Annotated in this window: 31 protein-coding genes; 9 read left to right on the forward strand and 22 right to left on the reverse strand. The window is 32.0% G+C overall.

Annotation, left to right across the window (positions count from 1 at the left end; translation table 11 throughout):
- Position 1 precedes the first annotated feature (1 nt).
- From acpS to CQA57_RS04290, 4 genes are all read left to right on the forward strand, one after another.
- Complete coding sequence (gene acpS, locus CQA57_RS04275; RefSeq protein ID WP_115578995.1) at positions 2-352, forward strand: holo-ACP synthase; 351 nt, start codon at positions 2-4, stop codon at positions 350-352.
- A gap of 112 nt (positions 353-464) precedes the next feature.
- Positions 465-1,643 carry a NifS family cysteine desulfurase gene (locus CQA57_RS04280; RefSeq protein WP_115578996.1) on the forward strand — a complete coding sequence of 393 codons (1,179 nt, stop codon included), beginning with the start codon at positions 465-467 and terminating at the stop codon, positions 1,641-1,643.
- Positions 1,643-2,623, forward strand: a complete 981-nt coding sequence (locus CQA57_RS04285) for an iron-sulfur cluster assembly scaffold protein (RefSeq protein ID WP_115578997.1) — start codon at positions 1,643-1,645, stop codon at positions 2,621-2,623. Before CQA57_RS04280 ends, CQA57_RS04285 begins: the two co-directional genes overlap by 1 nt.
- Before the next feature lie 37 nt (positions 2,624-2,660).
- Positions 2,661-3,362, forward strand: coding sequence for an outer membrane beta-barrel protein (locus CQA57_RS04290; RefSeq protein ID WP_115578998.1), 702 nt, complete (start codon positions 2,661-2,663; stop codon positions 3,360-3,362).
- Between the two features lie 3 nt (positions 3,363-3,365).
- On the opposite strand, the gene CQA57_RS04295 is transcribed toward CQA57_RS04290, so the two are convergent.
- The 4 genes from CQA57_RS04295 to fliQ are packed head-to-tail and all read right to left on the reverse strand — an operon-like array spanning position 3,366 to position 6,412.
- Complete coding sequence (locus CQA57_RS04295; protein ID WP_115578999.1) at positions 3,366-3,566, reverse strand: tautomerase family protein; 201 nt, start codon at positions 3,564-3,566, stop codon at positions 3,366-3,368.
- A gap of 14 nt (positions 3,567-3,580) precedes the next feature.
- Entirely contained in the window at positions 3,581-5,341 is a 1,761-nt protein-coding gene (gene traF, locus CQA57_RS04300) for a conjugal transfer protein TraF (protein WP_115579000.1), read from the reverse strand.
- 21 nt (positions 5,342-5,362) lie between these two features.
- On the reverse strand, positions 5,363-6,142 hold the full coding sequence (locus CQA57_RS04305; protein WP_342767475.1) for a UDP-N-acetylmuramate dehydrogenase: 780 nt from the start codon (positions 6,140-6,142) through the stop codon (positions 5,363-5,365).
- Between the two features lie 3 nt (positions 6,143-6,145).
- Entirely contained in the window at positions 6,146-6,412 is a 267-nt protein-coding gene (gene fliQ, locus CQA57_RS04310; RefSeq protein WP_115579002.1) for a flagellar biosynthesis protein FliQ, read from the reverse strand.
- Positions 6,413-6,520: 108 nt separating this feature from the next.
- Here fliQ and CQA57_RS04315 point away from each other — a divergent pair, with 108 nt between their 5' ends.
- Positions 6,521-7,933, forward strand: a complete 1,413-nt coding sequence (locus CQA57_RS04315) for a beta/alpha barrel domain-containing protein (RefSeq protein WP_170126821.1) — start codon at positions 6,521-6,523, stop codon at positions 7,931-7,933.
- A 4-nt stretch (positions 7,934-7,937) separates the two neighbouring features.
- On the opposite strand, the gene mnmE is transcribed toward CQA57_RS04315, so the two are convergent.
- From mnmE to rdgB, 13 genes are all read right to left on the reverse strand, one after another.
- The gene (mnmE, locus tag CQA57_RS04320) at positions 7,938-9,302 is read right to left on the reverse strand and encodes a tRNA uridine-5-carboxymethylaminomethyl(34) synthesis GTPase MnmE (RefSeq protein WP_115579004.1); all 1,365 of its coding nucleotides are present in this window, start codon (positions 9,300-9,302) and stop codon (positions 7,938-7,940) included.
- Complete coding sequence (locus tag CQA57_RS04325; protein WP_115579005.1) at positions 9,302-9,973, reverse strand: Jag N-terminal domain-containing protein; 672 nt, start codon at positions 9,971-9,973, stop codon at positions 9,302-9,304. Before CQA57_RS04325 ends, mnmE begins: the two co-directional genes overlap by 1 nt.
- Positions 9,960-11,600 (reverse strand): membrane protein insertase YidC, encoded by a 1,641-nt coding sequence (gene yidC / locus CQA57_RS04330; RefSeq protein ID WP_115579006.1) that lies wholly within the window; start codon positions 11,598-11,600, stop codon positions 9,960-9,962. Before yidC ends, CQA57_RS04325 begins: the two co-directional genes overlap by 14 nt.
- Entirely contained in the window at positions 11,590-11,928 is a 339-nt protein-coding gene (gene yidD, locus CQA57_RS04335; RefSeq protein WP_115579007.1) for a membrane protein insertion efficiency factor YidD, read from the reverse strand. The genes yidC and yidD overlap by 11 nt, the downstream gene beginning before the upstream one ends.
- A 3-nt stretch (positions 11,929-11,931) precedes the next feature.
- Positions 11,932-12,264 (reverse strand): ribonuclease P protein component, encoded by a 333-nt coding sequence (gene rnpA / locus CQA57_RS04340; RefSeq protein ID WP_115579008.1) that lies wholly within the window; start codon positions 12,262-12,264, stop codon positions 11,932-11,934.
- 4 nt (positions 12,265-12,268) lie between these two features.
- Complete coding sequence (gene rpmH, locus CQA57_RS04345) at positions 12,269-12,403, reverse strand: 50S ribosomal protein L34 (RefSeq protein ID WP_115579009.1); 135 nt, start codon at positions 12,401-12,403, stop codon at positions 12,269-12,271.
- Positions 12,404-12,467: 64 nt separating this feature from the next.
- Positions 12,468-12,863 carry an ExbD/TolR family protein gene (locus tag CQA57_RS04350; RefSeq protein ID WP_115579010.1) on the reverse strand — a complete coding sequence of 132 codons (396 nt, stop codon included), beginning with the start codon at positions 12,861-12,863 and terminating at the stop codon, positions 12,468-12,470.
- Complete coding sequence (exbB, locus tag CQA57_RS04355) at positions 12,863-13,321, reverse strand: TonB-system energizer ExbB (RefSeq protein WP_115579011.1); 459 nt, start codon at positions 13,319-13,321, stop codon at positions 12,863-12,865. Before exbB ends, CQA57_RS04350 begins: the two co-directional genes overlap by 1 nt.
- Entirely contained in the window at positions 13,318-13,782 is a 465-nt protein-coding gene (gene smpB / locus CQA57_RS04360) for an SsrA-binding protein SmpB (RefSeq protein WP_115579012.1), read from the reverse strand. Before smpB ends, exbB begins: the two co-directional genes overlap by 4 nt.
- 2 nt (positions 13,783-13,784) lie before the next feature.
- Positions 13,785-14,567 carry a 4-(cytidine 5'-diphospho)-2-C-methyl-D-erythritol kinase gene (locus CQA57_RS04365; RefSeq protein ID WP_115579013.1) on the reverse strand — a complete coding sequence of 261 codons (783 nt, stop codon included), beginning with the start codon at positions 14,565-14,567 and terminating at the stop codon, positions 13,785-13,787.
- Positions 14,561-14,803 (reverse strand): carbon storage regulator, encoded by a 243-nt coding sequence (locus CQA57_RS04370; protein WP_115579014.1) that lies wholly within the window; start codon positions 14,801-14,803, stop codon positions 14,561-14,563. The genes CQA57_RS04365 and CQA57_RS04370 overlap by 7 nt, the downstream gene beginning before the upstream one ends.
- Entirely contained in the window at positions 14,797-15,630 is an 834-nt protein-coding gene (gene truB, locus CQA57_RS04375) for a tRNA pseudouridine(55) synthase TruB (RefSeq protein ID WP_115579015.1), read from the reverse strand. Before truB ends, CQA57_RS04370 begins: the two co-directional genes overlap by 7 nt.
- Entirely contained in the window at positions 15,623-16,264 is a 642-nt protein-coding gene (gene rdgB, locus CQA57_RS04380) for an RdgB/HAM1 family non-canonical purine NTP pyrophosphatase (RefSeq protein ID WP_245941857.1), read from the reverse strand. Before rdgB ends, truB begins: the two co-directional genes overlap by 8 nt.
- A 90-nt stretch (positions 16,265-16,354) precedes the next feature.
- On the opposite strand from rdgB, the gene CQA57_RS04385 reads away from it, so the two are divergent.
- From CQA57_RS04385 to CQA57_RS04400, 4 genes are read left to right on the forward strand one after another with little or no spacing between them, the layout of a single operon-like run.
- Positions 16,355-17,680, forward strand: a complete 1,326-nt coding sequence (locus CQA57_RS04385; RefSeq protein ID WP_115579016.1) for an MFS transporter — start codon at positions 16,355-16,357, stop codon at positions 17,678-17,680.
- An 8-nt stretch (positions 17,681-17,688) separates the two neighbouring features.
- The gene (locus tag CQA57_RS04390; protein ID WP_115579017.1) at positions 17,689-18,453 is read left to right on the forward strand and encodes a tRNA 2-thiocytidine biosynthesis TtcA family protein; all 765 of its coding nucleotides are present in this window, start codon (positions 17,689-17,691) and stop codon (positions 18,451-18,453) included.
- A 15-nt stretch (positions 18,454-18,468) separates the two neighbouring features.
- Positions 18,469-19,785 carry an MATE family efflux transporter gene (locus CQA57_RS04395; protein ID WP_407918733.1) on the forward strand — a complete coding sequence of 439 codons (1,317 nt, stop codon included), beginning with the start codon at positions 18,469-18,471 and terminating at the stop codon, positions 19,783-19,785.
- 60 nt (positions 19,786-19,845) lie between these two features.
- Positions 19,846-20,661 (forward strand): ADP-ribosyltransferase, encoded by an 816-nt coding sequence (locus tag CQA57_RS04400; RefSeq protein ID WP_115579019.1) that lies wholly within the window; start codon positions 19,846-19,848, stop codon positions 20,659-20,661.
- A 152-nt stretch (positions 20,662-20,813) separates the two neighbouring features.
- Here CQA57_RS04400 and CQA57_RS04405 read toward each other — a convergent pair whose 3' ends face one another.
- The 5 genes from CQA57_RS04405 to CQA57_RS04425 form a co-directional block, all read right to left on the reverse strand.
- Positions 20,814-20,954, reverse strand: a complete 141-nt coding sequence (locus tag CQA57_RS04405) for a type II toxin-antitoxin system YoeB family toxin (RefSeq protein WP_115579020.1) — start codon at positions 20,952-20,954, stop codon at positions 20,814-20,816.
- A 398-nt stretch (positions 20,955-21,352) separates the two neighbouring features.
- Complete coding sequence (locus CQA57_RS04410) at positions 21,353-21,763, reverse strand: hypothetical protein (protein ID WP_115579021.1); 411 nt, start codon at positions 21,761-21,763, stop codon at positions 21,353-21,355.
- Positions 21,760-22,071, reverse strand: coding sequence for an STAS-like domain-containing protein (locus CQA57_RS04415; protein ID WP_115579022.1), 312 nt, complete (start codon positions 22,069-22,071; stop codon positions 21,760-21,762). The genes CQA57_RS04410 and CQA57_RS04415 overlap by 4 nt, the downstream gene beginning before the upstream one ends.
- Positions 22,064-23,122, reverse strand: coding sequence for a hypothetical protein (locus CQA57_RS04420; protein WP_115579023.1), 1,059 nt, complete (start codon positions 23,120-23,122; stop codon positions 22,064-22,066). Before CQA57_RS04420 ends, CQA57_RS04415 begins: the two co-directional genes overlap by 8 nt.
- Positions 23,119-25,198, reverse strand: a 2,080-nt coding sequence (locus tag CQA57_RS04425) for an Eco57I restriction-modification methylase domain-containing protein (RefSeq protein ID WP_147288347.1), incomplete at its 5' end; no start/stop codon positions are given. The genes CQA57_RS04420 and CQA57_RS04425, both read right to left, overlap by 4 nt.

Below are 25,198 nucleotides of genomic sequence, written 5' to 3' on the forward strand. Positions count from 1 at the left end.
GATGGAAATAGGGGTTGATATCGTTTCAATTTTCAGAATAAAAAAAATTCTTGATAAACATGCAGATGCATTTTTAAAAAAATTTCTCTCCTTAGAAGAAATTGCTCTCACAAAATATAATCCACAGACAATTGCAGGTTTTTGGGCAGCAAAAGAAGCTTGCTCAAAAGCCTTAGGCGTTGGAATTGGAAAGCATTTAAGCTTTTTAGATATTCAACTTACAAAAAATCACAATAATGCTCCGCTTATAACACTTATAAACAATAAAATGGAATATTTTGAAATTAAAAACCTCAAAGTTAGCATAACTCACGAAACTGAATTTGCAATAGCTGTTGTAATTGCTCAATAATTTTTATTTTTTTATGGGTTATTATCACATTTTCACTATAATATGCGCGCTCTAAAAGAGCATAATAAATAATTAAAAACTAATTTATATTTAGAATTAACATTAGGAGACAATGATGCAAAAACGCATTTATTTAGATAATAATGCCACTACAATGGTGGATCCAAAAGTAGAAAAAATAATGCAACCTTTTTTCTGCGAACACTACGGAAATCCAAATTCTCTACACAAATTTGGAACAGAAATTCATCCAGCCCTACACGATGCATTTAATAAACTCTATGAGGGTATCAATGCATCAGAAGAAGATGATATCATTATCACTTCTTGTGCCACAGAATCTAATAACTGGGTTTTAAAAGGGGTATATTTTGATCTTATTGCTAAAGGTGAAAAAAATCATATTATCACCACTGATGTAGAGCATCCTGCTATAGGTGCTACTTGCAGATTTTTAGAATCACTTGGTGTCAAAGTAACTTATCTTAGCATCAATAAAGATGGAAATATCTCAGCAAATCAAGTTAGAGAAGCAATCACAGAGCAAACTGCTTTAGTAAGTATTATGTGGGCAAATAATGAAACAGGGCTTATCTTTCCTATAGAAGAGATAGGAGCGATTTGTAAGGAAAAAGGTGTTTTATTTCACACAGATGCAGTTCAAGCAATTGGAAAGATTCCAGTGGATGTGCAAAAAGCAAATGTAGATTTTTTATCTTTCTCTGCTCATAAATTCCATGGACCAAAGGGAATAGGAGCTCTATATATCAAAAAAGGTAGACAACTCACTCCTCTTTTGCATGGTGGAGAACATATGAGAGGTAGAAGAAGTGGGACATTAAATGTGCCTTATATTATTGGTATGGGCGAGGCAATGAGTCTAGCACAAAGCTATCTTGATTATGAAAATTCTACGATTTTAGAATTACGCAATTATCTTGAAGATGCTTTATTGAAAATCCCTGATGTTTTTGTAATTGGTGATAGAAAACATCGTGTACCAAATACTACACTCATTAGTATCAGGGGTATTGAAGGAGAAGCGATGCTTTGGGATTTAAATAAAGCTGGTATTGCTTGCTCTACAGGAAGTGCTTGTGCAAGTGAAGATTTGGAAGCAAATCCCGTTATGGTGGCAATTGGTGCTGATAAGGAACTCGCACATACTGCGGTAAGAATCTCACTATCTAGATTTAATACAAAAGAAGAAATTGACTATACAATCGAGGTATTCAACAAGGCGGTTGAAAGACTTAGAAAAATTTCAAGTTCATATGAAGGAAAAATATAATGGCAAAGAATGATTTAATTGGTGGCGCACTTTGGGATGCTTACTCAAAAAAAGTAAGTGAAAGAATGGATAATCCGACACATTTGGGAGTATTGACCCAAAAAGATGCGGATGCAAAAAATGCAAAGTTAATAGTTGCAGACTATGGAGCAGAATCTTGTGGTGATGCTGTGAGACTTTATTGGCTTGTGGATAAAGATGACATTATTATTGATGCAAAGTTTAAGAGCTTTGGTTGTGGAACCGCTATTGCTAGTAGTGATATGATGGTAGAACTTTGTCTAGGAAAAAAAGTGCAAGATGCAGTAAAAATTACCAATCTTGATGTAGAAAATGCCCTAAGAGATGATCCAGACACTCCTGCTGTACCAGGTCAAAAAATGCACTGCTCGGTAATGGCATATGATGTAATTAAAAAAGCTGCGGGACTTTATCTTGGGAAAAATATGGAAGATTTTGAAGATGAAATCATCGTATGTGAGTGTGCAAGAGTAAGTCTTTCTACTATAAAAGAAGTTATTAGATTAAATGATCTAAAAAGTGTTGAAGAAATCACACAATATACAAAAGCTGGGGCTTTTTGCAAGAGCTGTATTAAGCCTGGTGGTCATGAAAAACGAGATTATTATCTTGTAGATATCTTACGAGATGTTAGAACAGAAATGGAAGCAGAAAAGCTTAAAGAAAATGCTCAAAAAGTAAATCTTGGAGAACTTGATTTTGTGGATATGACAATGGTTCAAAAAATCAAGGCGGTAGATAAAACCATTGATGAAACAATACGTCCTATGTTAATGATGGATGGCGGCGATATGGAAATATTAGATATTAAAGACAGCACTGATGGATATATTGATATTTATATACGCTATATGGGTGCTTGCAATGGTTGTGCTAGTGCTTCTACTGGAACACTATATGCAATTGAAAATGTATTGCAAGAGAGATTGCATCCAAAAATAAGAGTTCTACCTATTTAATTTTGTTACAATGCAAAAAAATTATAAAGGTTGCTGATTGAAAAGAATATGTTTTGCATTATTATGTTGCTATTCTTTTCTTTTAGCACAAATGCCAACTTCTAATATCAGCCCTACATATATTCAAGATCTCATACAAGGCAAAAACAAAAGTGGAATTATTCTTGGTATTGGTGTTGGCATTCCTTCTACTGGGATTCAATTTCTGAGTGGTGAAAAATTTGAAAACACTACATCTTATGGATATCATTTTTTAATTGGTTATCAAGATTTTTCAAGATTTCTCACACCCTTTCCACAAAATATATTTGGTGCAAGAGCAACTCTAGAATTTATTGATACCTATCATATTGATTTTTCTTCTTCAAAAAGCATCAATTCAAGTAGTTTTCTAATAAATTATGATTTATTGTTTGATATTTTTGCTAGAAAAAAGAGAAATACTGCTGGATTTATCGTTGGTCTTAATACAGGTCTTACAAAAATTGAAACTTTTCAAAGTTTTTCTTTTAGTATTGGTTTAAATCTTGGTGTTAGTTTAGCATTTGATACAGATAATAGATTAGACATAACTTATAAGATATCTGCTTCTGGACCACTTCAGGGAGACAGATTGCACTTTTATAGCCCCTATACCATCAATCTTACCTATACCCATAGATTTAGTATTCCAACAAAACCTCAAAAAATAGAAGATTCAAACAATACATTTGACAATACAAAATTTCTAATAAAATAAAAACTATTTTTGCTTATTATCTAAATCACTAAGGATATTTTCACCTTTAGCAAAACTCTCTCTTTCAAATTCACTGAAAGAAATATAAACACTTTCTTTTGGCTTTTTGGCTATACGCTCTAGGGTTTCTGAGACTTCTTTTGCTATCTCTCTCTTTTGCTCAATATTTAATTTACCCGCAACTCTTATATCTACATAAGGCATTTATCTTACTCCTTTTACCAACTAAAGCCCCCACCTACTTTTATGCTAAAATGATTGGGTATCTTATATTTATCATAAGTGATAGTCTTTAATCCACTTTGCACTGCTATATCTAAAAATCCAAATAAATTGATACCTCCAGTTAAAATCACTCCCTCATCTGTTGTATTTCTAATATCATACATAGCACCAACCCTAAAATCAAAATACTTGAAATCAAACATTACTCCACCACCAATCATTTGATTTTTTGGTGATGTATATGAAAGTGTATTATTTGGCAATAAATCTGCATCAAATGCTAAATTTAAAATACCCCACTCATAAGCTACCCCTGCTCTCACCTGAGGATCTAAATAAAATGTCCTATCACTGCTAATCTTAAAGCTTGGGTTGTTGATATTTTTTGCAACAATACCTGTGCTAAAACCACCAATAGTGTATAAAGCACCAATATCTAGACCAAAATTTTGTGAAAAAATTGGAGTATTAGGAATCTTAATCTTTGAGATACTATCTATCGCCACATTTTGAGAAATGCTATATCCTATACCTTGCAGATATTTTATTGTCGCTCCTATACTTAAAGCTCCAGCACCCACATCAAAGCTATGACCATAGCCTACAGGAACCTCAACGATAGCCAATCCAGCAGCATTAATATGATGTTTGGCATCTGGGCTAAAAATTGACGAACTTTTATAGTTATTCTCATCTGACTTACTCAAGGTAATATCTCCATTACCAATTCCAAGCTCCACATAATTGCTACCTGATTGCACAATAATCTTATTATGATTTTCATCAAAACTTGCAGAACCACTTGCAAATGCATTCAAGAAGATTCCCATACCAAAGCCACCTACATTATCTCTAGGAGCAAGTTGTAAAACAATACCATTCTGAGACATTAAAGAGAAATCATTGCGCTTTAAAGTATCTTGAATAGTAGAAATATCTTTAATTGCACGATTCAAATCTGCATTATCTGATAGAGAAATTTTTACACCACCAAGTTTATCTAATACCTTATCTACATCAATATTGCCCCCATTGGTAGTGCCATCTTTTACTAAATCTACCAATCCTTTTACATTTTCTGGCGTAAGATTACCAAGTATAGAATCAAAGATTGCATTTCCTCCAGCAGCTTCACTCGCACTTTCAAGCTTGTCTTTAAATTTTTCAATAAGCTGATCACCTGTTTTCTCGTCATTTATCTGTTTTTTAAATTCCTCTATAGTCGCACTTAAATCACCGCTACTACCTCCATTATTCCCCATCAAATCTTTTAAAAAAGTATTAAGACTATCATCTGTGGGTTTTGTTCCATTTGTTGTGCCCAAAAGATTATTTAACACATCTCCAAAATATCCACCCATATTTATATCATTAGCCTTAGTGGTAGCACCAGAAAGAGAAATAGGATTTGCTAATGTAGTTTTAGTTTTTGTGTTAGAAAATAAAGAGCCAATTTGACTTGGAAGTTTCTGTAAATTTTTAAAATCTACCTTTGTAAGGCTTAATATATTTTCCTCTTTCACAGAAACACCAAAACTATATGCAAAACGACTTTTTTTACTTACTCCAAGTAATGCAGGATTGTAATATAATGCCCATTGAGAATTCTTCAAAGCTACTCCAGCTCCACCCATACCAGCAGATACATTACCCAATCCACCAAACTCTAGAGCAGATACTTCAGAGCAAGAAAAAAATACCCCAGCAAGCGCCAAACTAAGATACTTATAATGATATTTTTTTGAAGTATTCATAACACAATCCTTTTGCTACGATTATTCTACTATTATAACCTCTTTTTCCAGTTTTATACCAAAAGCATCAAAAACTTTTTTTTGTGCCAAAGCAATTACTTCTAGCGCAGAATCAAAATCTGCTCTTTGCTTATCAATATTAACTAAAAAATTTGCATGCTTATCAGAAAAACCCACCCCATTGATATAATACCCTTTCATACCAACAGCTTCAATCAACCTACCCGCGTAATCTCCTTTAGGATTTTTAAAGCAACTTCCACAACTAGGAACGCTAGGATGACTTTTTCTAAGAATTTGAAATTGCTCTAACAAATTATGATTAAATCCAGAGTTTTTTTTAAATCTTGCTGCAAAAATAATCCCTTTAATATCAGTGCTGCGATAAGAAAAATTAAGTTCTTTTATATTAACCCATTCTCCATCTATACACACAGATTCTAAAGTATCTTTCATCTCATATGCCTTCATACCTGCATTCATTTTCACCAATCCACCAATGCTACCAGGAAGAGAGCGTAAAAATTCCAAACCCCTCAAATCATTTTCAAAAAAGAATCTAAATAACTTTGAGCTTCTTGTGCTAGCCCCCACCTCAATAAATTCTCCAATATCCCTAATATAATCAAAACAATCATCCAAAATTGCTAATTTTTCTGCTTTTGGCGAAACCAAAAGATTATAACCAAAGCCTAAGATTCTTAAATCCTTATTGTATTCAAAGCCATCAATAATCTCAACAGGTAAAATTGTCCCTATCTTTAAACTCAAATACTTAGAAAAATCAATATTTTTAATCAAAATCTATCCAATAAAACTTGGGATCATATCTATCAAACGCCTTGTATAATCTAAAAGCATATTCAACATCCAAGGCATTGTAAAGATAATCACTACTATAACTGCTAAAATTTTTGGAACAAAAGAGAGTGTCATTTCATTTATTTGAGTAGTAGCTTGAAAAATACTCACCAAAAGCCCCACTACAAGACCCACCAATAATACAGGCAAAGAAATAATCAGAGTAATTTTGTATGTTTCAATAGCTAAAGCCATAAGTTGGGATTCCAAAAGACACTTCCTTAAGAATTTATTTTATGTAAAGTATTCAAAATAATACCCTAAAAGTGTGTATTTTGTGTATTATTTGAAAACCAATACGATCCCCAAGGAATAGGTGTGCAAAAAAATCTAAAAACACTTCTATCAGAAAGAAGCAATGAAATCTTAAAAAATGGTTTTGCTTTTGGTATCAATATTCCTCAGCAAAGATCTGCTCCCCTATGTCCCCCACAATCTGATAGCACACTCATTATTGTAGAAATAAATCACACTTTTTTAAACAAAAATAATAATCCTATTGCAACTGCCTCATACTATCTTGATCGTGGAGCAAATATTATTGCCATATCTGCACAAGATGGTTTTTTCAAAGAGAGCATTACATATCTCATGCAAATTAAAAATACTTTTAAAAAATCCACTATTTTAAGAAAAGATTGGATTAAATCTCCAGAAGAAATAGAAGTCAGCTATAAAATAGGTGCGGATATAGTTTGGCTTAGTATTGCAACTTTTATTAACCAGATAGATATTTTTGAAACAATCCTACAGGAAATAGAAAAATATCAAATTACCCCAATCTTTCAAATCCAAAATCTTGAGGAATTTAATTTTTTAAAACCATATAACCCTCAATTTATAAGTCTTGCTTTAGATTCTGTTAGTAACCGCCAGGATATTTTTATCTTAAAACAAGAAATCTCCTCAATATCCAATCAAATCAAAATTATTTTTCAATCACATATCAATAATAATCATGATGGCTATTTGATTGGAGCTAGTGGATTTGATGGAATATTTTTTAATGTCATCAATCAAACAACCCCACTACCAAATCTTATAAAAAGCTATAAAAAAGGGACTAAACAAACTAATATTTTTTATCAGAAGCTTTTTGATAATCTTGCGTTTAAAAATAAGCCTCTTATTAAAATTTGCGGTATTACAAATATTGATGATGCAATATCTTGTGCTCAAATGGGTGCTAATATGATTGGATATATACTTTCTGCAAAAAATCCAAAATATATAGATAATAAAACTATCAAACAGATTTCAAAAGCTTTAAAAACTCTCTATCCAGATGTATTACTTATTGGTGTTATATGTGAAGATTCTCTTGAATTAAAAAATGCAAAAGAGCTTCTTGGGCAAAATATTTTAGATGCCCTGCAATTGCAAATGCCCTCCAATCCTCCCTATTTTGCAAATCAAAATCTCACACAAGCAGACTTTAATTTTTATCTTTCCACCACGATAGAAAAATACACCTCCTTGCAAGAAAGCTATCCCCCATTTATTCTTTTAGATTCTATAAATAAATCTCCTAATCTAGAAAAATTAAAAACTTTTAAGCAACTTTTTGTAGCTATCCAAAATGAAAGAGATTTATCGGAGTTGCTAGAATTTGATATTGCAATGCTAGATATAGATATTACAAAAGAGAATGATGCTAGAAAAAAAGACTTGGAAAAAATAAACCAAATAATTTATAAAATAAAAGATTACTCTAAAATTACAAAACACTAAATTTTTATTTACCCAAACAAAACTCTCCAAACATCTTATCAAACATCTCATCAATACTATAAGGTTTGACCAATAATGACAATTGCTCAATACTTTCTTTTATATGATAGGAAAATAGCTCTAATTCATAATTCTTTAATACCACTTGAGCCTCCTGCAATGATTTAATTGTCATCTCAACAGCTTTTATTTGATATTCTGCACTCAATAAAATATCTTCTTTAAAATCCTGTTTTCTATTGATAATTTCTAGTAGAAGTTTTTTTATCTCTAAAATATATGCATTTTCTTTTGTGTTGATATTAAGAAAATATTGTGCTTTGATGTGTTTTTTTAATTCCTCAAGATTTGTTTTAGTATAAAGATCACTTTTATTATTTAAAACAACAATATCTTTATTATCTAAGAGATTTAGCTGCTTAATAATCTCTAAATCTTGCATATCCAACATCTTTGAAGAATCAAACATAGCCAATATCATATCACTCTTTAACATTGCCTCTACGCTTCTTTTAATGCCCATATTCTCGACCTCATCAGCACCCTCCCTAATGCCTGCTGTGTCAATGATTTTTATCACATTACCTTCAAGGTTAATTTTTTCCTCTATTGTATCTCTTGTAGTTCCAGCTAAATCACTCACTATTGCCCTATCTTGCATTAAAAATGCATTTAAAAGCGAACTTTTCCCAACATTTGGCTTCCCAATAATGCTTAACTCATAATCCTCTAAAATAAGATTTCGCATCTTAGAAAACTCCAAAATTTCTTGTAATCTTTTTTCAAGACTGATGATATCATGTAGCAATGTATCAATCAAATCTTGAGGAATATCCTCATCGCTATAATCAATCATCACTTCAGAATAAGCTAAAGCTTTTAACAAAGCCTCTCTACTACTATCTACAAATACACTCAAAGAACCCTTAAGTTGTTTAGCGAGCAATTTTGCACTATTTAAACTTTGAGCTTGAATAAGTTGCGATACTGCTTGCACTTGTGAGAGATCCATTCTTCCGTTTAAAAGCGCTCTTTTTGTAAATTCTCCAGCTTTAGCAAGCCTTGCGCCATATTCTATACATAAAGATAAAATTGCTCGAGCTAATACTTGTCCTCCATGGCATTGAATCTCGCAAACATCTTCTCTTGTATAACTTCTAGGATTTTTAAAAAAAATTACAATAGCTTCATCAAGCAAATTCTCCTCTAAATCAAAAATATTACACAAAGTTGCAAGACGATCTTGAAAATCTTCCTTCTTTGTAAGTTTCCTTACAATCATTAAAGATTGACTCCCACTCATTCTAACAACACTCATTGCTCCAATGCCAGATGGTGTAGAGATTGCTACTATTGTATGTGATTGCATCAAGGATTACTTATAGAAATATATTGTTCTTGTTCTTCTTGTTTTAAACAAATATAGCGACCAGGGTAAAGTTCTCTTAATCTTTTTAATGCAATAACCCCCAAGATTCCACTTAAATTTTTAGTTTTAAAACTCTGATGATTAAAAATTTGATCTGCAATACTCTTTAAATATTGCTCCACTATCTCTTCTTGCATCTTTAAAAATTGAGCAATTTCAAGCCTTACACCATAACCATACTGCAAATGTATCCAATTAAATAATAGATAGGATAATGCCTGATAACGATAACCCTTTTCACCAATCAATAATGCAGTATCTTTGCCATCTAAAAAAATAGATACAACCTGCCTTCCATATGGCTCCACTTTTATGGTATCAATCTCATAAGGCATTAGAGATAAAAGTTCTTTAAGCTCTGATTGTATTTTTACACAATCCTCTTGAATATTACTTTTTTTATCCTCAGTTTTCTTGTCCATCTCCTGTGGCAATAAACTCTCTTCTTTTTGAATACTTGCAACAATAATGGCCTCTTTTTTACCAATTCCCAAAAAACCACCACTTGGATATTGGATAATTTCATAATCTAGCTTAGTTACAGAACAACCAAGCTCTATTGATGCATTAGTAATTGCTTCTTGAAGATTCTTGCCACTAATTTTTTTCATGTTTTTTGTGTTCTTGAATTTCTTTTTGCTTCTTTTTATCTAACATTCTATTGATGGAGAGTTGTTGGAATATACTTAAAATATTATTTACCGTCCAATAAAGCACCAATCCTGCTGGAAAGAAAATCAAAAAGAATGTAAAAAATACTGGCAACATTCTAAAAATCTTTGCTTGCATTGGATCTGTAAAAGTATTAGGTGTTAAGATTTGTTGAATATACATCGAAACTCCCATTAAGATAGGTAAAACAAAAAATGGATCCATTACAGATAAATCATGAATCCAAAAAATAAAATCCGCACTTTTTAACTCCACAGAATTATACAAAACACGATAAATTGCATAAAAAATAGGAATCTGTATCAATAATGGGAAACAACCCCCCATTGGATTAGCACCATGTTTTTTATAAAGTTGCATCATATGCATTTGCATTTTTTGTGCATCACCCTTATATTTTTCTTGGATTTCTTTCATCTTTGGTGTTAAATCTTTTAATTTTTGCATACTCACCATACCCTTATAACTCAAAGGATAAAGAATAATTTTTACAATAATTGTAAGTGCTATAATCGCCCATCCCCAATTATTCAAATATTGATACAAAAACTCTAAGAGCAAAAATAAAGGTTTTGCAAAAAAAGTTATCAATCCATACTCCACAACATCAACTAATACAGGATTTATAGATTTTAAATCTTGATAATCCTTTGGTCCTATAAACCCTCCAAAACTCAAATCTCCTTTTGCATATAAATATGGAATAGGATTTTTTGTCTTGGCTTCTCCATCAACCATTGCATAGATTTTTTGTTCTTTGGCAAAAAATAGTGTTGTATAATATCTATCTACACTTGCTACAAATTTAGCTTCATCAAAAGTTTTTAATTCTTTTGCATCACCATCTTCAATTTTTTCAATCTTATCATCAGACTTTTCTAAAATCACCCCATTAAAAGCATAATTTTCTTTATCCGTTACAGGTCTTGCACCATTGGTAATAAAATATTGTTCCTTAGGATCGCTCACCTCTATTTTTATGTCATAGCTTAAATTCTCATAAAATGTAATGATTTTTTTAATCTCTAATTGACTAAGTTTTTGAGTTAAAGTAATAATTTGAGGTTGCTTTCCTATATTAAGATGTGATTGTGAGGCCTGATAAGCAACCTTAAAAGCTTCATCATTGATACTAGCATTTGAAAAACGCACTTCAAGAGGTTTTAAAGCTTGAGGATTAAGCAATGGGAGTTTTTCTAAAGGCTGAGGTTTTGGCATCAAACCAAACAAAACTTTAAAATGATCAAAGAAACCAATCTCTGGAGCAGTAGTATATTTTTTATCCTTGAGATATACTTGCGCAATTCTTCCAAGAGAATCAATTTGAATTTCAAAATCTTTTGAATCAATTGTTGCAATAATCTTATCTGCTTCATTTTGCACTGATACTATACTAGTGTTATTAGCTTTTATATCTGGCGCACTATTATTTTTATTTTGCATCTCTACTGAATGCAATTGTTTGTTTTCCTGTTGTGGTGTAACAAAAAAATGACTATACAGCACGATAAACAAAAAAGAAAAGGCAACGGCTAAAATTACTCTTAAATTTGAATTATCTTTCATATAAGGCTTCCTTAGGTAATGATTTTATTATATAAAATTTTTGCGAATTACTAGCAAGTGGCACAAACCAAAATTTTATAGCACAAGGCTGAAAATGATTTGGCTTTATTGCTTTTTTTACTATGGGATAATCTATCCCTCCTGCAAAAAACTGATTACATTTTAAAATTCTTTTTAAAATACACCATAATGCAATTATGATATTTTGATTTTTCAGAATCCATAGTGCATAATTGGAACAGGTGGGAAAATAACGACAAGTCTGTGGAAATAAAACAGAAATACATTTTTGATAAAACTCTACACACCATATAAGCAAAGAATGCATTTCTTACCTTTTATGTTTGCCAAAAAATCTTAAGCCCTTTAAAAATTCTTGTTGCATTTCCTGATATGCCAAATCTAAAATTCCTTGCTTTGGAACAACAATCAAAGAAATACCTGTAAGCTCTGATATGTGCAAAGCACACAGACTTCTAAACCTTCTTTTAATAAGGTTGCGTTGGCAAGCATTGCCAACCTTTTTAGATACGCTTAAGCCTAAAAAAAAATTTGTATCCTGACGTCTTAAAAGATACAAAACAAAACATCTTGCATACACCCTTTTTGCATTCTTATAGACAAAATCAAAATCTTGCTTTGTCTTTAGGGTTTCAAAAGGCAAAAGATTAAACCGCTAAACGCTTTCTACCTTTTGCTCTGCGAGCATTGATTACTTTTCTACCATTTTTAGTTTTCATTCTTACGCGAAAACCATGAGTTCTTTTTCTTGGAGTGTTGTGAGGCTGATATGTTCTTTTCATAATAAATCCTTAAAAATATTTCAAACAAAAAGTGAGATTATACAACAAAAACCCTTAATATAACTTATGGTTTCTTTTTTTCCTCTACTAAAACATAAACTTCTTTAAGATTCATATTTTGTAAAATATCAAATATTTGTATAAAACTATTTAAATTACTTTCCTTATCTCCCCTTAAAACAATTGGGGTATCCTTTGCAAAACCTCTTATCCTTTGCTTAAGAGTATCTAAACTCACTAATTCATCATTAAGAAAATAATCTCCTTGCTGATTGATAGTAATATCTACTTGTTTTTTATCAAATTCTTGCTGATTTTTGGAAGAATTTTCATCTACTTGTGGAATTGCAATTGGCATTTTTGAAGTTGTCACAAAAGAAGCTGTAGTAAGCACAATCACCAACAATACAAGCATAATGTCAATAAAAGGCACAAGATTTAAAGAATCTATTTTCTTCATTATTCCTTATCCAATCTTTTATTTTGTCTGTCATTTGTCTTAACTGGATTGTGATAAATATCCCATTTTGTAATAATCACCTCACTCTTTCTAATCAACATATTGTAAAACACAATTGAAGGAATAGCAACCACTAGCCCCATAGCCGTAGCCTTAAGTGCCAAAGCCAAACCCTTCATAATCTCTGAAGTATCTCCCATTGAAGTATTGCTAATCCCCATAAAAGTGATCATAATCCCAGCTACAGTTCCAAGAAGACCTACATAAGGAGCATTAGATCCTATCGTGGCTATCAATGTTAAGCGTCTATGCAAATCTAGCTCTAATTCTCTTTTATCATTATAATCATCAACCCTAACAGTCGCATAAAACCATATTCTCTCAATACCTATACTCACCACAATAAAAGATAAGAAAAGCAAAAAACCTATCACTCCATAATCAACCCATTCTTTCATAACAATCCCTTAGCATAATTTTTCATACTTGCTTGTGCCTCTCTATCTAAAATTTTTCTCTTAATGCTCTCTCGCTTATCGTGGAGATTCTTGCCTCTCACAAGTGCGATTTCTAGCTTTGCCCTATTGTGTTTATTAAAATAAATTTTTAATGGCACAATGCTCAAACCATTTTGAGAAACATTTCCAAATAATTTGTCAATTTGTTTTTTGTGCAACAAAAGTTTTCGTTCTCTTGTTTCTTTTGGTCTAAAATAACTATTTGTTGTTTCTAAACAAGAAATATGCATTCCAAAGACAAAAGCTTCTGCTTTTATGATTTTTATAAAGCTATCCTTAAGATTTACGCGTGTTTTTCTTAAAGCTTTAACTTCTGAACCAAGCAAAACAATTCCAGCTTCATAGGTCTCTAAAATCTCATAATCAAAAAAAGCTTTTTTATTTCTTGCAATGATATTCAATATTATTTCCTCAATCTAAAAAAACTACTGCCACTACCACTAAAAAACCACTCATCACCCAAACTCTCCTCAAAATCCCTTAATGCAGGATAAAGTTCTAAGGCTGGAATCAGTAAATCATTTAGTTGTTTTCTATCATAAATTTTTAAAATATCACAACTTGGCATTTTTGCAAATTTTTGATAGCTATAAGATAATAGTGTTTTTTTTGCTTTGGTTTTGTCATATTGATGATAGACCTGCTTAGTATTACAATAAATATTTGGGGTTAGTATCTCAAACTCCAAATTTTTTTCCTCAAATTTTTCTACCCTATCTCCAATCTCATAAACATTTGCACTTGCACATTGCATTACAAAAAATGGCACATCTGCACCCACTCTTTTTGCAATAAAACAAAGATCTTCATTAGAGAGATTAAAGAATTTTTGATTAAGAAAAAAAAGCACATTTCCAGCATCAGCACTACCACCACCAAGTCCAGCACCACAGGGTATTTTTTTTTCTACTTCAATAGCAATTTGCTTAAGAGGTTGTGCGGAGAGATTTTTAGATTCTAAAAATTTTTGAAGCTCCATTACTGCCAAATAAATAGTATTTTGATGAAGCGGGCAATCAAAATCACCTTTAAGAGAGAAAAAATCTGAAGTTTTTATTGCAATAATATCTTTTAACTCGCCTCTTGCTAAGCAAAAGCGAGAATCTAACAAATGATACTTTGCCTCATTTATTCCTATGATTTTTAAAAAAATATTAACCTTTGGGAAAACATCAAAAACTAGCATTTTTTCTCAATATGAAAATGCTTACCCAACACATCAAGTGTATCTTTTGGAGCTTCTTTGATTGCTTTTTGATTCTCTTGCACGACTGCCTCTTTAAGCTCTGCGCGTAGTATCAAAGTATCTGGAGGAGCTTCAAAACCAAGCTTAACATTCCCTCTATCAACAGAAATCACTTTTACAACAATATCATCTCCAATCACGATACTTTCTTCACTTTTTCGAGACAAAATTAGCATTTAATCATCCTATTGAGTATATATCTTATTGACGCATCTTTTTTTACTTCAATTATAGAAAAAAAATCATCAAAATTTGTCACATAAAGACCATTTTCTAAATTTTTTAGATGAAATTTTTGTCCTTTAGAAATTTTGTCTTTTATATCATTTGAGAGATTCTCTAAGATTGGATAATCTAAAGCCTTTAGTGGATCAAGCACCATTTCCTCCCTATTTCTTACTCTAAAACCTCCATCTTCTATACGCTCTAGCATAGATAATACCCCATTAACACCCAAAGCATTAGCAATCATCTCTCCAATACTTCTAACATAAGCACCGCTACTTACACTCACCTCAAAACTCAAAAAAGGATGCGTATAACTTAGTAGTTTTATATCAAAAATTTGCATTTCACACTTTGGTAATTCAAACTCCACTCCCCTCCTTGCTAGATCATAAGCCCTTTGACCCTGAATGTGTTTTGCACTAAATTTTGGAGGTGTGTATGCAATAGTGCCTAGCAGAGAATCTAAAATAGATTGCACTCTTGAAATATCAAAACTTGGCACCTCTTTTATCTCAAGAATATTTTCAATATCCAAACTCTCACTTAATGCTCCTAGCCACAAAGTAGCACGATAAACTTTTTTTTCTTTTTTAAGATGAGGCAAAAGCTTTGTATATTGCCCAAATGCAATAATCATTGCTCCTTTTGCAAAAGGATCTAATGTCCCTAGATACCCCCCTGATTTTATCTTATATTTCCTTTTTAAAGATGACAAATAGTGATTAGAACTTACAAATATAGGCTTATAGCCTACTAATAATAGATTATTATGCATCTAAAAAATCTTGCAATTGTTTTTTAAGATTCTCTAGGGCTTTAAACCGATGTGAAATTTGATTTTTTTGCACTAATTCCATCTCTGCCATTCTCTTATCAAATCCCAAAGGCTCAAACAAACTATCATAACCAAAACCCTTATCTCCTTTTTGATTATCATATACTCTCCCTAAGCATTCTCCTTGTGCTATAAATTGCACTTTTTGAGATTTGAGATTACCAAGTAAAACCATAGCGGCAATAAATCTTGCATTACTTTTTTCTATTTTCTTTTCTTGCAATTTTTGTATCAAAGCAAGATTGTTTTGCAAATCGCTAGAATTTTCATCTATGCCTTTTAGCCAATTAGCATATCTTGCACTATAAATATTTGGCTCATCTGCCAATGCCTCGACACACAAACCACTATCATCACTCAAAATCAAAACATTTTCTTTTTGAATCAATGCGTCAAACACTGCCCTAGCCTTTATCAATGCATTTTCTTCAAAACTCTTGCCATCTTCTTTGATATCCAAAATAATCCCCTCTTCAGCCATACTAACAATCTCAAAGCTCTTAAAAAATTCTTTAATTTCTAGAATCTTTCCCTTATTGGAGCTTGCCACAACAATTTTGATATTTTTTTGCAATCCTTCCCCTTTTATTTTAAATCTTAGTTAGATTTGTGAAGTTATAATCATAGCCTAAAAACATAAGGAAAACTAAATTAAAGGCTAATTATGATAAAACAAATACTCCCACTTACAAGTATTGTAGTGTTGAGATTCTTGGGTTTATTTATTGTTTTGCCCGTAATCTCACTTTATGCAAATAGTTTTAATGAAACCTCTGCATTTATGATAGGACTTGCTGTTGGAGGTGCTTACCTCACACAGCTTATTTTTCAAACCCCCTTTGGAATCTTGAGTGATAAATATAATCGAAAAGTTATAGTGCTTATTGGTCTAGTCATCTTTCTTATAGGCTCTTTGATTTGTGCCTTTGCACATACAATCCAATTGCTTATCATTGGTAGGCTTATTCAAGGAGTGGGTGCTGTTGGAGGAGTAGTAAGTGCTCAAGTTGCAGATATGGTAAAAGAAGAGCAAAGAACCAAAGCAATGGCAATTATGGGTGGAGGAATCTTTGCAAGCTTTACCCTTGCAATGGTAGTTGGGCCTATCATTGGTGGTAGTATAGGTGCACAATGGCTTTTCTTTCTTACTGCTTTTTTTACGCTTATTTCTATCTTTGTTTTGTATTTTATGGTGCCAGATTCTCCAAAACTCACCTATTCTTTTGAAAGCACAAAAAAAGATTTGTCAAAAGATATTTTTGATAAGAATCTATGGGTGATGAATTTTAGTTCTTTTTTTGAAAAAACTCTAATGTCTTTGATTTTTGTCATCATTCCTCTTGCGTTAGTAGATCATTTTAGTTTTAGTGAAGAAGAGTTGTGGAAAATCTATGTCCCTGGTGCAATGATTGGAATCTTTGCAATGGCTCCTGCTAGCATTCTTGCAGAAAAATACAATAAACCAAAACTTGTATTATTTATAGGTATTTTTTGCTTTTTACTTGCATATCTTTTTATCACACTTGCAGATTTTGAAAAAATATTATGGATTTTCACTTTTGGTATTCTGCTCTTTTTTGTTGGATTTGCGATGCTTGAACCTATTATGCAATCCCTCACAAGCAAATATGCAAAAGCTTATTTTAGAGGCACTGCTCTAGGAAACTTCACAACAGCATCTTATGTCGGCTCTTTTGTTGGAGGTATGTTTGGTGCTTTGCTTTATCATCATTTTGGACTTAGTGTCATATCAGCAATTGTTATTATTTCTTGCTTACTTTGGATTTTGATGATATGCTTTATCCGCAATCCTCAAAAACAAAAAAACATCTATCTACCTTTGCAAGAAAATCTACGAGAAAAAATCTCTATGATTGAGAATCTCTCTGGTGTGATTGAATGCTATATCAATGAGAGTGAAAAAATCCTTATTATTAAATATAATTCCACTCTTACAAATGAAAAAGAAATTATTGAAAAAATCAATTAAGGATATAAATGGAGAAATATGAAATTAGCAAAAAAATTTTAAATATAGTAGGCAAAACTAATGCACAATACAATCTCATACAAGAGGGGGATAAAGTTTTACTTGGGCTTAGTGGTGGAAAAGATTCTATCTTGCTTGCTTGTATCTTAGAGAGAATGCAAAGACACGCACCTTTTAAATTTGAATTTAAAGCAGTTACTATCCATTATGGATTGGGTGAGGATTTTAGCTATCTTACAGAGATTTGCCAAAGGCAGGGCATACCTCATGAGATTTGCCACACAAGCATTGCAGATACTATCAAAGAAAAAAGAAGAGAGGGGAGCTCTTATTGTAGTTTTTGCTCTCGTATGAGAAGAGGGGCACTTTATTCTAAAGCTTTGGAGATGGGATACAACAAAGTAGCAATCGCACATCATCTTGATGATGCGGCAGAAAGCTTTTTTATGAATCTCACTTATAATGGCTCACTTAGAAGTATGCCACCAATCTATCGTGCTGAAAATGGTTTGCAAGTCATTAGACCTTTGATACATATCAGAGAGAGACAAAGTATCGATTTTGTGCTTTCACAAAATATCAAGACAGCTCCTGATTGCAATTGCCCTGCAAAACAACCTGATTCTGACAAACCCCCTATCGCAAGACTTGCAACAAAGCATTTTTTACAAAGTCTTGAAAAAGAAAATCCTGAATTTTTCAAATCTCTAAAAAATGCCTTTTCAAATCTTCACGCAAACACATTTAGCGATATCAATTTTTTAGATAAATAAATTTAAAAGGAGGAGATATTGGGACACAACCTTTCATTAAAAAGGCTTGCAGTTCCTATCTTCTTTGAAGTATTTTTACACTATGCTTCTTTGATGATCAATACCTATATGGTAGCAAGGCATTCTAATTTTCTTGTAGGCTCTATGGGTGCTGGGAATCAAATCTTTGATCTTTTTATCACACTTTTTAGTTTTCTCTCCATAGGATGTAGCATCATCATCGCTCAAGCCATCGGTGCAAAAGATAGAATTCTTGCAAATAAAGCATTACATCAAAGCCTTGGATTAAATCTACTCATTGGACTAATATGCGGGGTGGGAATCTATCTCTTTGAAGATTCTTTGCTAAGAATGCTAAAAACCTCTGAAGAACTATTTTTGCAAGCCTCACTCTATCTAAAGATGCTAGCAATTTGCTTGATTTTAGAATCTATTGGCATTATCTTGGCTTCTATTTTGAGGGTTTATAATCTTGCTTATTTTGTAATGATGGCTTCTTTTTTAATGAATATCATTATGATAATTTCAAATTATTTTGTGCTTTATCATACAAATCTTGAGCTTCTTGGAGTGGGAATTAGCACTATTTTTAGCAGAATCTTTTTGATCATTTTGCTTCTTTTTGTCTTGATTTTTTATCTCAAGATAAAAATCTCAATAAAAGAGGCTTTTTGCTTTCAGAAAGAGGTTTTAAAAAAGATTTTACACATTGGTTCTTTTAGTGCTGGTGAAAATCTGCTTTGGATTGTGCAATATACTATCGCTTTTTCTTTTGTCAATCAGCTAGGAGCTATCCAAACAAGCGTGCAAACTCTCTATTTTCAAATCTCTCTTGTCATTATGCTTATTGGTCAATCTATTAGTATGGCAAATGAAATCATTATCGGCAAACTTGTAGGAGCAAGGTATTTTCATATCGCCTACAAGCACACTTGGTTTGCACTCTATCTTAGTATCATTGCTTCTTTTATCGTCGCTTTACTCAATTTTCTTGCAAAAGATTTTAGTATGGAAAAACTCGAATTATTAGATTCTATCAAAGAAGTGATGCTTCCTCTTTTTACCCTCTCTATCATACTTGAAACAGGCAGAACCTTTAATATCGTGATGGTAAATGCATTGCGTGCAAGTGGTGATGCAAAATTTCCATTTTTAAGCGGTTGTGTGTTTATGTTTGGCGTGTCTTTGCCTGTGGGATATGTGCTTTGCTTTTATTTTCATCTTGGGATTGTGGGGATTTGGATAGGATTTTGTGCTGATGAATGGCTCAGAGGGCTTGTCAATGCCTATCGCTGGAAAAGCAAAAAGTGGCAAAATAAATCTTTGGTATAAAATCTTAAAAACTCTTAGTATAATCATCTATACCCCAAATAAATACAAGGAGCGTTTCTTATGAAAAAACTTTTTGTTTTAATGATGATTGTTTTTCAGATGGTGTGTTATGCATCTAAGCACGATGATTATGATGATGATAAAGATTTTAGAATCAGCATCGTTTTGCCTCAAGAGGGAAGTAAGCCTACTTATAGAGAATTCAAAAGTGGAGAAGAGGCAATCAAATGGTATAAGCAACTCTATGAAGGTATCAAATTTACCCAAGAGGATAAAGATATAGTTAAATTTTATACCGATGGTCATTTCGTGCTCATCAATAAAACTCTAAGAAATGGCAATCCTTTAGAAAAACTCACCAAAGAAGAGCAAGAACAGGTAAAAAAACTTGATGAGGCACTTTCTAAAACTATCGTTTTTCAAGATCTTATCACCTATCGCTATGAAACACTTGGGCTTTTAACAAGACTTTATGACAAAGAAAAATTTGATTTGCAAGAAATATATTCTGGTGGAAAATTTACTCCTGAGGCAAGACATCTGCTAGAGGGACTAAGTGGCAAAAAATATAAAGACTATGGCTTTATGTCCACTACAGTGATACGCAATAGCACTTTTCAGACAAGACCTATTGAGCTTGTGATAAAAGTGCCGAGATTTTCTCACGCTCTCTTTGCATCTCTTAAGGATTTTGCAGCTTTCCCTACGCAATATGAACTCCTCTTCCCTAGAGATAGACTGCTTATCTTTGAAAAATATGAAATCTCAAAAGATATGACAAGACTTACTATCTATGCGATGATGGCTCCACTTTGTTGGAATATCAAAGATTGCCCTGACTTAGAGGAAGATAATATCAAAAAGCCTTATGAGTAAAACTCTCTAGTCAATCAAAAAAGATTGGCTAGATTTTTTACATTATTTCCAAATGTTTGAAAAATTATTTCCAAAATACTATCACAAAAGCACGATAAAATCGCTATTTTAGAAAAATTGATTTTAAAAATTATTTCCTGAGAGAGAAAAAATTATTTCTCTTGATAATGTGTGCCTACTTGCAAAATCTCACATCGATTCTCATAAATCCTATAAACAATACGATTTTTAGAATCTATCCTACGAGAAAAACACCCTTGCAAATCACCGCACAATATTTCTGGCTTACCCATACCATCAAGAGATGCACCCTCTCTAGCAATGCCTTATTACTCAAAACCTATTTATAGGATTATTTAAGTATTTATTATCAATACTTTTTATGTCATTTATAATGATATAAATGACATATTAGGGATTTTGTCTTTAGCTGGGGATAATGGAGTTTTTTCGTGCTGTTTTAATAAGTAAATAAGCAAGCTAAAAAAATATAAATCTTGCTCCAAAAATATATCAAAAGAAAAAAGCGCAGTCTCTCCTCTCTAAACTAAATAGGATGTTTTGATTATGATAAAGATTGCAAAATGAGTTTTGTTTCCTACTTTCTGTTGTTTCTCATGTATAAAATACTGCTTCACTATCTTCCTCTATAGCTTTTACATTACTTGAGATTATCTAGTCTAAATTTATGCTATTTGTAAAAAATCCTACATATATAATGCCATAGCGATTGTCTTGAGATATATATCTTTTGGATTAAATTTTGATAATGTCCAAAAAAATCCTCATTACTAATATTTCCATCATAACAATCTGTAATCGATGTGCAAAAATCACGCAACTTATCTTCAATCCCATTATCTCGCACAAGATGTAGATATAATAAACTGCGGGTAATTTCACTCAAGACGATAATTCTTGTAGTTGATAGGCCATCTTTATTTTTCTCATCAAGTAATTTTGCCATTTCTTCAAAAACATATTTAATAGTTTTGAGACATTCTTCTTTTTCAGATTCAAATTTTAAAAAGTTATCCTTATTGATTAAATAACAAAGATTTATAAAGGCGATAATAAGTAAAAAAATACTTATAACATTCATTGTAAATTCTTAGAATAGAACTCAAATTTTTCCTTGAGTTTTGGATTTTTTGAACTGATGAGTGAAACCCTATCAAAAAAATATTCTTCACCCATTTCCTGACACAACGGAGAAAAAGCTTCGGATAGAAAAGAAGGTGAAAAAGACGATCTAATTCCTGAGCCATCAATTTCTATTTTTTCATATCTTTTTAATAAATCTCTAAGTATCTCTCTGAATTCTTCCCCGGAAAAACTTCCAAGCTTTTTATATCTTGGTCCAGGCGTATCAGTAAATTCTTTCGCAAAATCATATTTAAGTTTACTCATTAAAACCTCTTGAAATATTTATTACCCAACGTATAAGGGTTCCTTTAAGATAATATTTTATCTTTTTTGTTTCATTATTATAGCTTGAATAGAGATAATTATCAGTCATAACTTCAATATATGTTAGATGGTTTTCAGAAATTTCTTTTGCAGATCTTATATAACTTGGCATTCCATTTCCCCTAATTCCACTTTTTATACTAATGCGGTCTTTTTTATATTTAGAAAGATGTGTTGTGCATAAAAGTTTTAACATTTTTTCTTTACCAAAAATTCCTCTGATTTTCAAGAGCATTTTCTTAAAACGATCTTCCTCCATTTCATCAATTGATGAAAAAATACCAACACCAGTATCATAAAAAGCTAACTCTATCTGATTATTTTCTTCGTCATAGAAACCTAAAAACCACGCGTCAGTAACTGATCTTGAATGTTCGATACTATTTGCTGATGCTTCAAATACAGCATCAAATAGAGCATCTTTTTGGCTTTCATTCAATGCAATTTTGTCGGAAAAAAAATTAATTATTTCTAGATGAAAATCATTTTTGCTCTCATTTATTGGAACCCTTGTTACCTTTAGAAATTCGGTGTATTTTTTTATTTTTGGTGGATTGAAACAAAGTGCTTCCCAAAAACCAATTGCTTCTAGTCGTGAATTAATATTTTTTTCCCTTGGTATTCGTTTCTTGTTTCTTTTAAGTTTATTATTACCAAAAGCTTTATAAATTAATGCAGTCAAAATTAAGATAGATAAATTATCAATTTGTGTTAATTTATTTAATCTTATCATAATATGCCCAAGCCCAATTTTTTCCTCTAGTTCTAATATAAAAGTGCTAATTTTTTTCAATGATTGTGGAAAAATTATACTTTTTTCTAAGAGAATTTCGTATTTTTGTTTTCTTGCCATTGGTGATTTAGGTTTGTTTATTTTATGAGAACAATTTTTTTTTCTTATCTTTGTTCTGATAATTTTTTTGAATGAGTTTTTAATTCTTAAATCGTATTTTTTTGAGGTAAAAATAAGTGTTTTATATTTGATTTTCATAACCACCCCCTATTTTCAATGATTTTGATTTCGTCCTCTGTGAGGTTGTAGAGGGTATAGACTAGAGAATCAATTTCTTTTTCTAGGTCTTGAGTATTGGCTTTGGGGTTTTGTTCTTTTGCTTTTAGAATCTGATCTACTAATTTTATAAAGGGCTTTTGCTCTTTGGGTGAGAGGTTGGGGATGCTGAAATCTTGCATATAGGCAGGAGTGTAGGTGTAATATCCTCCACGCATTACAGAGGCAACTTGTGTCATATACCACCAATTCAACTCTGAATTAAGCACTGCAAGTAAAAATCTATAATCTAGATTCTCAAAACTCTCATTTCTGATTAATCCATGTATTTTCGTATTGATATAAAACCTACCTTGTGTGTCAAGAATAAATTGAGATTTTCTACACGCATAAGGTATAAGGAGTTTTTCTTTGTCAAATAAAAGCTGATTTTTTGGATAGATATATCTCCACCACATATCATCATCTTGGAGTCGTCCATTCTCTCTCGCCCTTAGTACCTTTTCGCATTTTTTGAGATAAGTATAGCCTTTGGGGAATCTTTCTTTGAGTGTGGATTCATCGTAGAGATACATTTTTGCATTGCCTTTAGAATCTTCTCCTTGATAGTAGGGGAATAGCACTCTAAGTTCAGTGCTTGGGGTATCATAGCGATGGAAGCTATCTCCCATAAGCAAAGGCTTAAGCAAATCATTTTCAATTTCCACATTGCACTCTAGCTCTTGAGAATATCCCTTTGTTGTAGTCTCTCCCTCTTGGCAATCATAGAGAAAATAGACGCTGTCTTTACTTGTAGCGATGCCTTGAAACATCTTTGAAAAAATCTCTTTGAGTGGGGTGTGTGAAGTAACTTTTGAAAAAAGATTTTGTGAGAGATCTCCTCCAAAATACCACGGAGAGGAGGAAAGGGAATTTGTGGGGAAGATAAAAAAATCACTTGGGGTGAGTTGGGTTAGAAACTCACTCATTTCTTGGCTTGATTCTATCTCTTGGGGAGCTTGGATAAATTTTACTTCCCTACTCTCTTTTTCAAACCATTGCAAGGCTGTATATGTAGAAGCATCAAAGATTTGATAATGTCCAAAAGAGATGATTTTGCTAATCTTGTCTTTTGCAAGCTCTCTTAACCCTACACCAAAGAGAGAATTTAGCCATTTGTGAGGCATAATAAAAGCGATTTTGGCTTTTGGAGCAAGAAGCTTAACACATTGTTCTACAAAAAGCACATAAATATCATAATTTTGACTTGCTGTTGAAAAAGTCTTTTGATATTGTTTTGAGGTTGCTCTATCAAGCCCTTGGATTCGGATATAAGGCGGATTGCCTATCACACAATCAAACCCTAAAAAATTGCCTTCACTATCTAGCACTTCAGGAAATGCAAATCTCCATTCAAAAGGATTATTACTAGAGAGATTATAGAGTGAATCATAAGTTTTTCTTATCTCCAAAAAGCTTTGATTTGCTTCTTGTAGGATTTTTTCATCTCCTTCAAAAGTGAGGTCATATTTTGGAAATGGGTTTTGTGTGATAAAAAGAGAGAGTTCTTTGTCATCTTTGGCTAGGTAGTTACCATAAAGTTTTCTATAAGTATCGCATTTGTTTTGAAAAGCTTTGATTTCTTTTGCAAACTTATCTTTAAAACAAAAGCTTTTAAAAGCTGAAAATAATTCTTGGATTTGCGTGCTTAGCTTTGTCTTATCATCAAAAAGCCCTTTTTTATAATCACTTACCATTTGCTTATAGTTTTGGATTCTAGATTTGATATTAGGATAGTGTGTGAGGCTTTGCTTGAGATCAAAATATGAAATCAATGAGTTTCCACACTTGATATTGATATCAATGTTTGGGAGAGTTTCTAGAGCATTGGTATTTTCTCCTTGATCATCAAAGAGATAATAGCTGTATTTAAGAAGCTCTATCCAAAGTCTAAGCTTTGTAATTTCACAAGAGTTTGGGTTGATATCTACTCCAAAGAGACAATTTTCTATGATGGATTTTTTGAGATGGAAGAGCTCTACTTGGATTTGATGGGTTTGTTGTTGCTGTGAGGTGGGT

The sequence above is a fragment of the Helicobacter anseris genome (assembly GCF_003364335.1).
In the GTDB taxonomy this organism is placed as follows: domain Bacteria; phylum Campylobacterota; class Campylobacteria; order Campylobacterales; family Helicobacteraceae; genus Helicobacter_H; species Helicobacter_H anseris.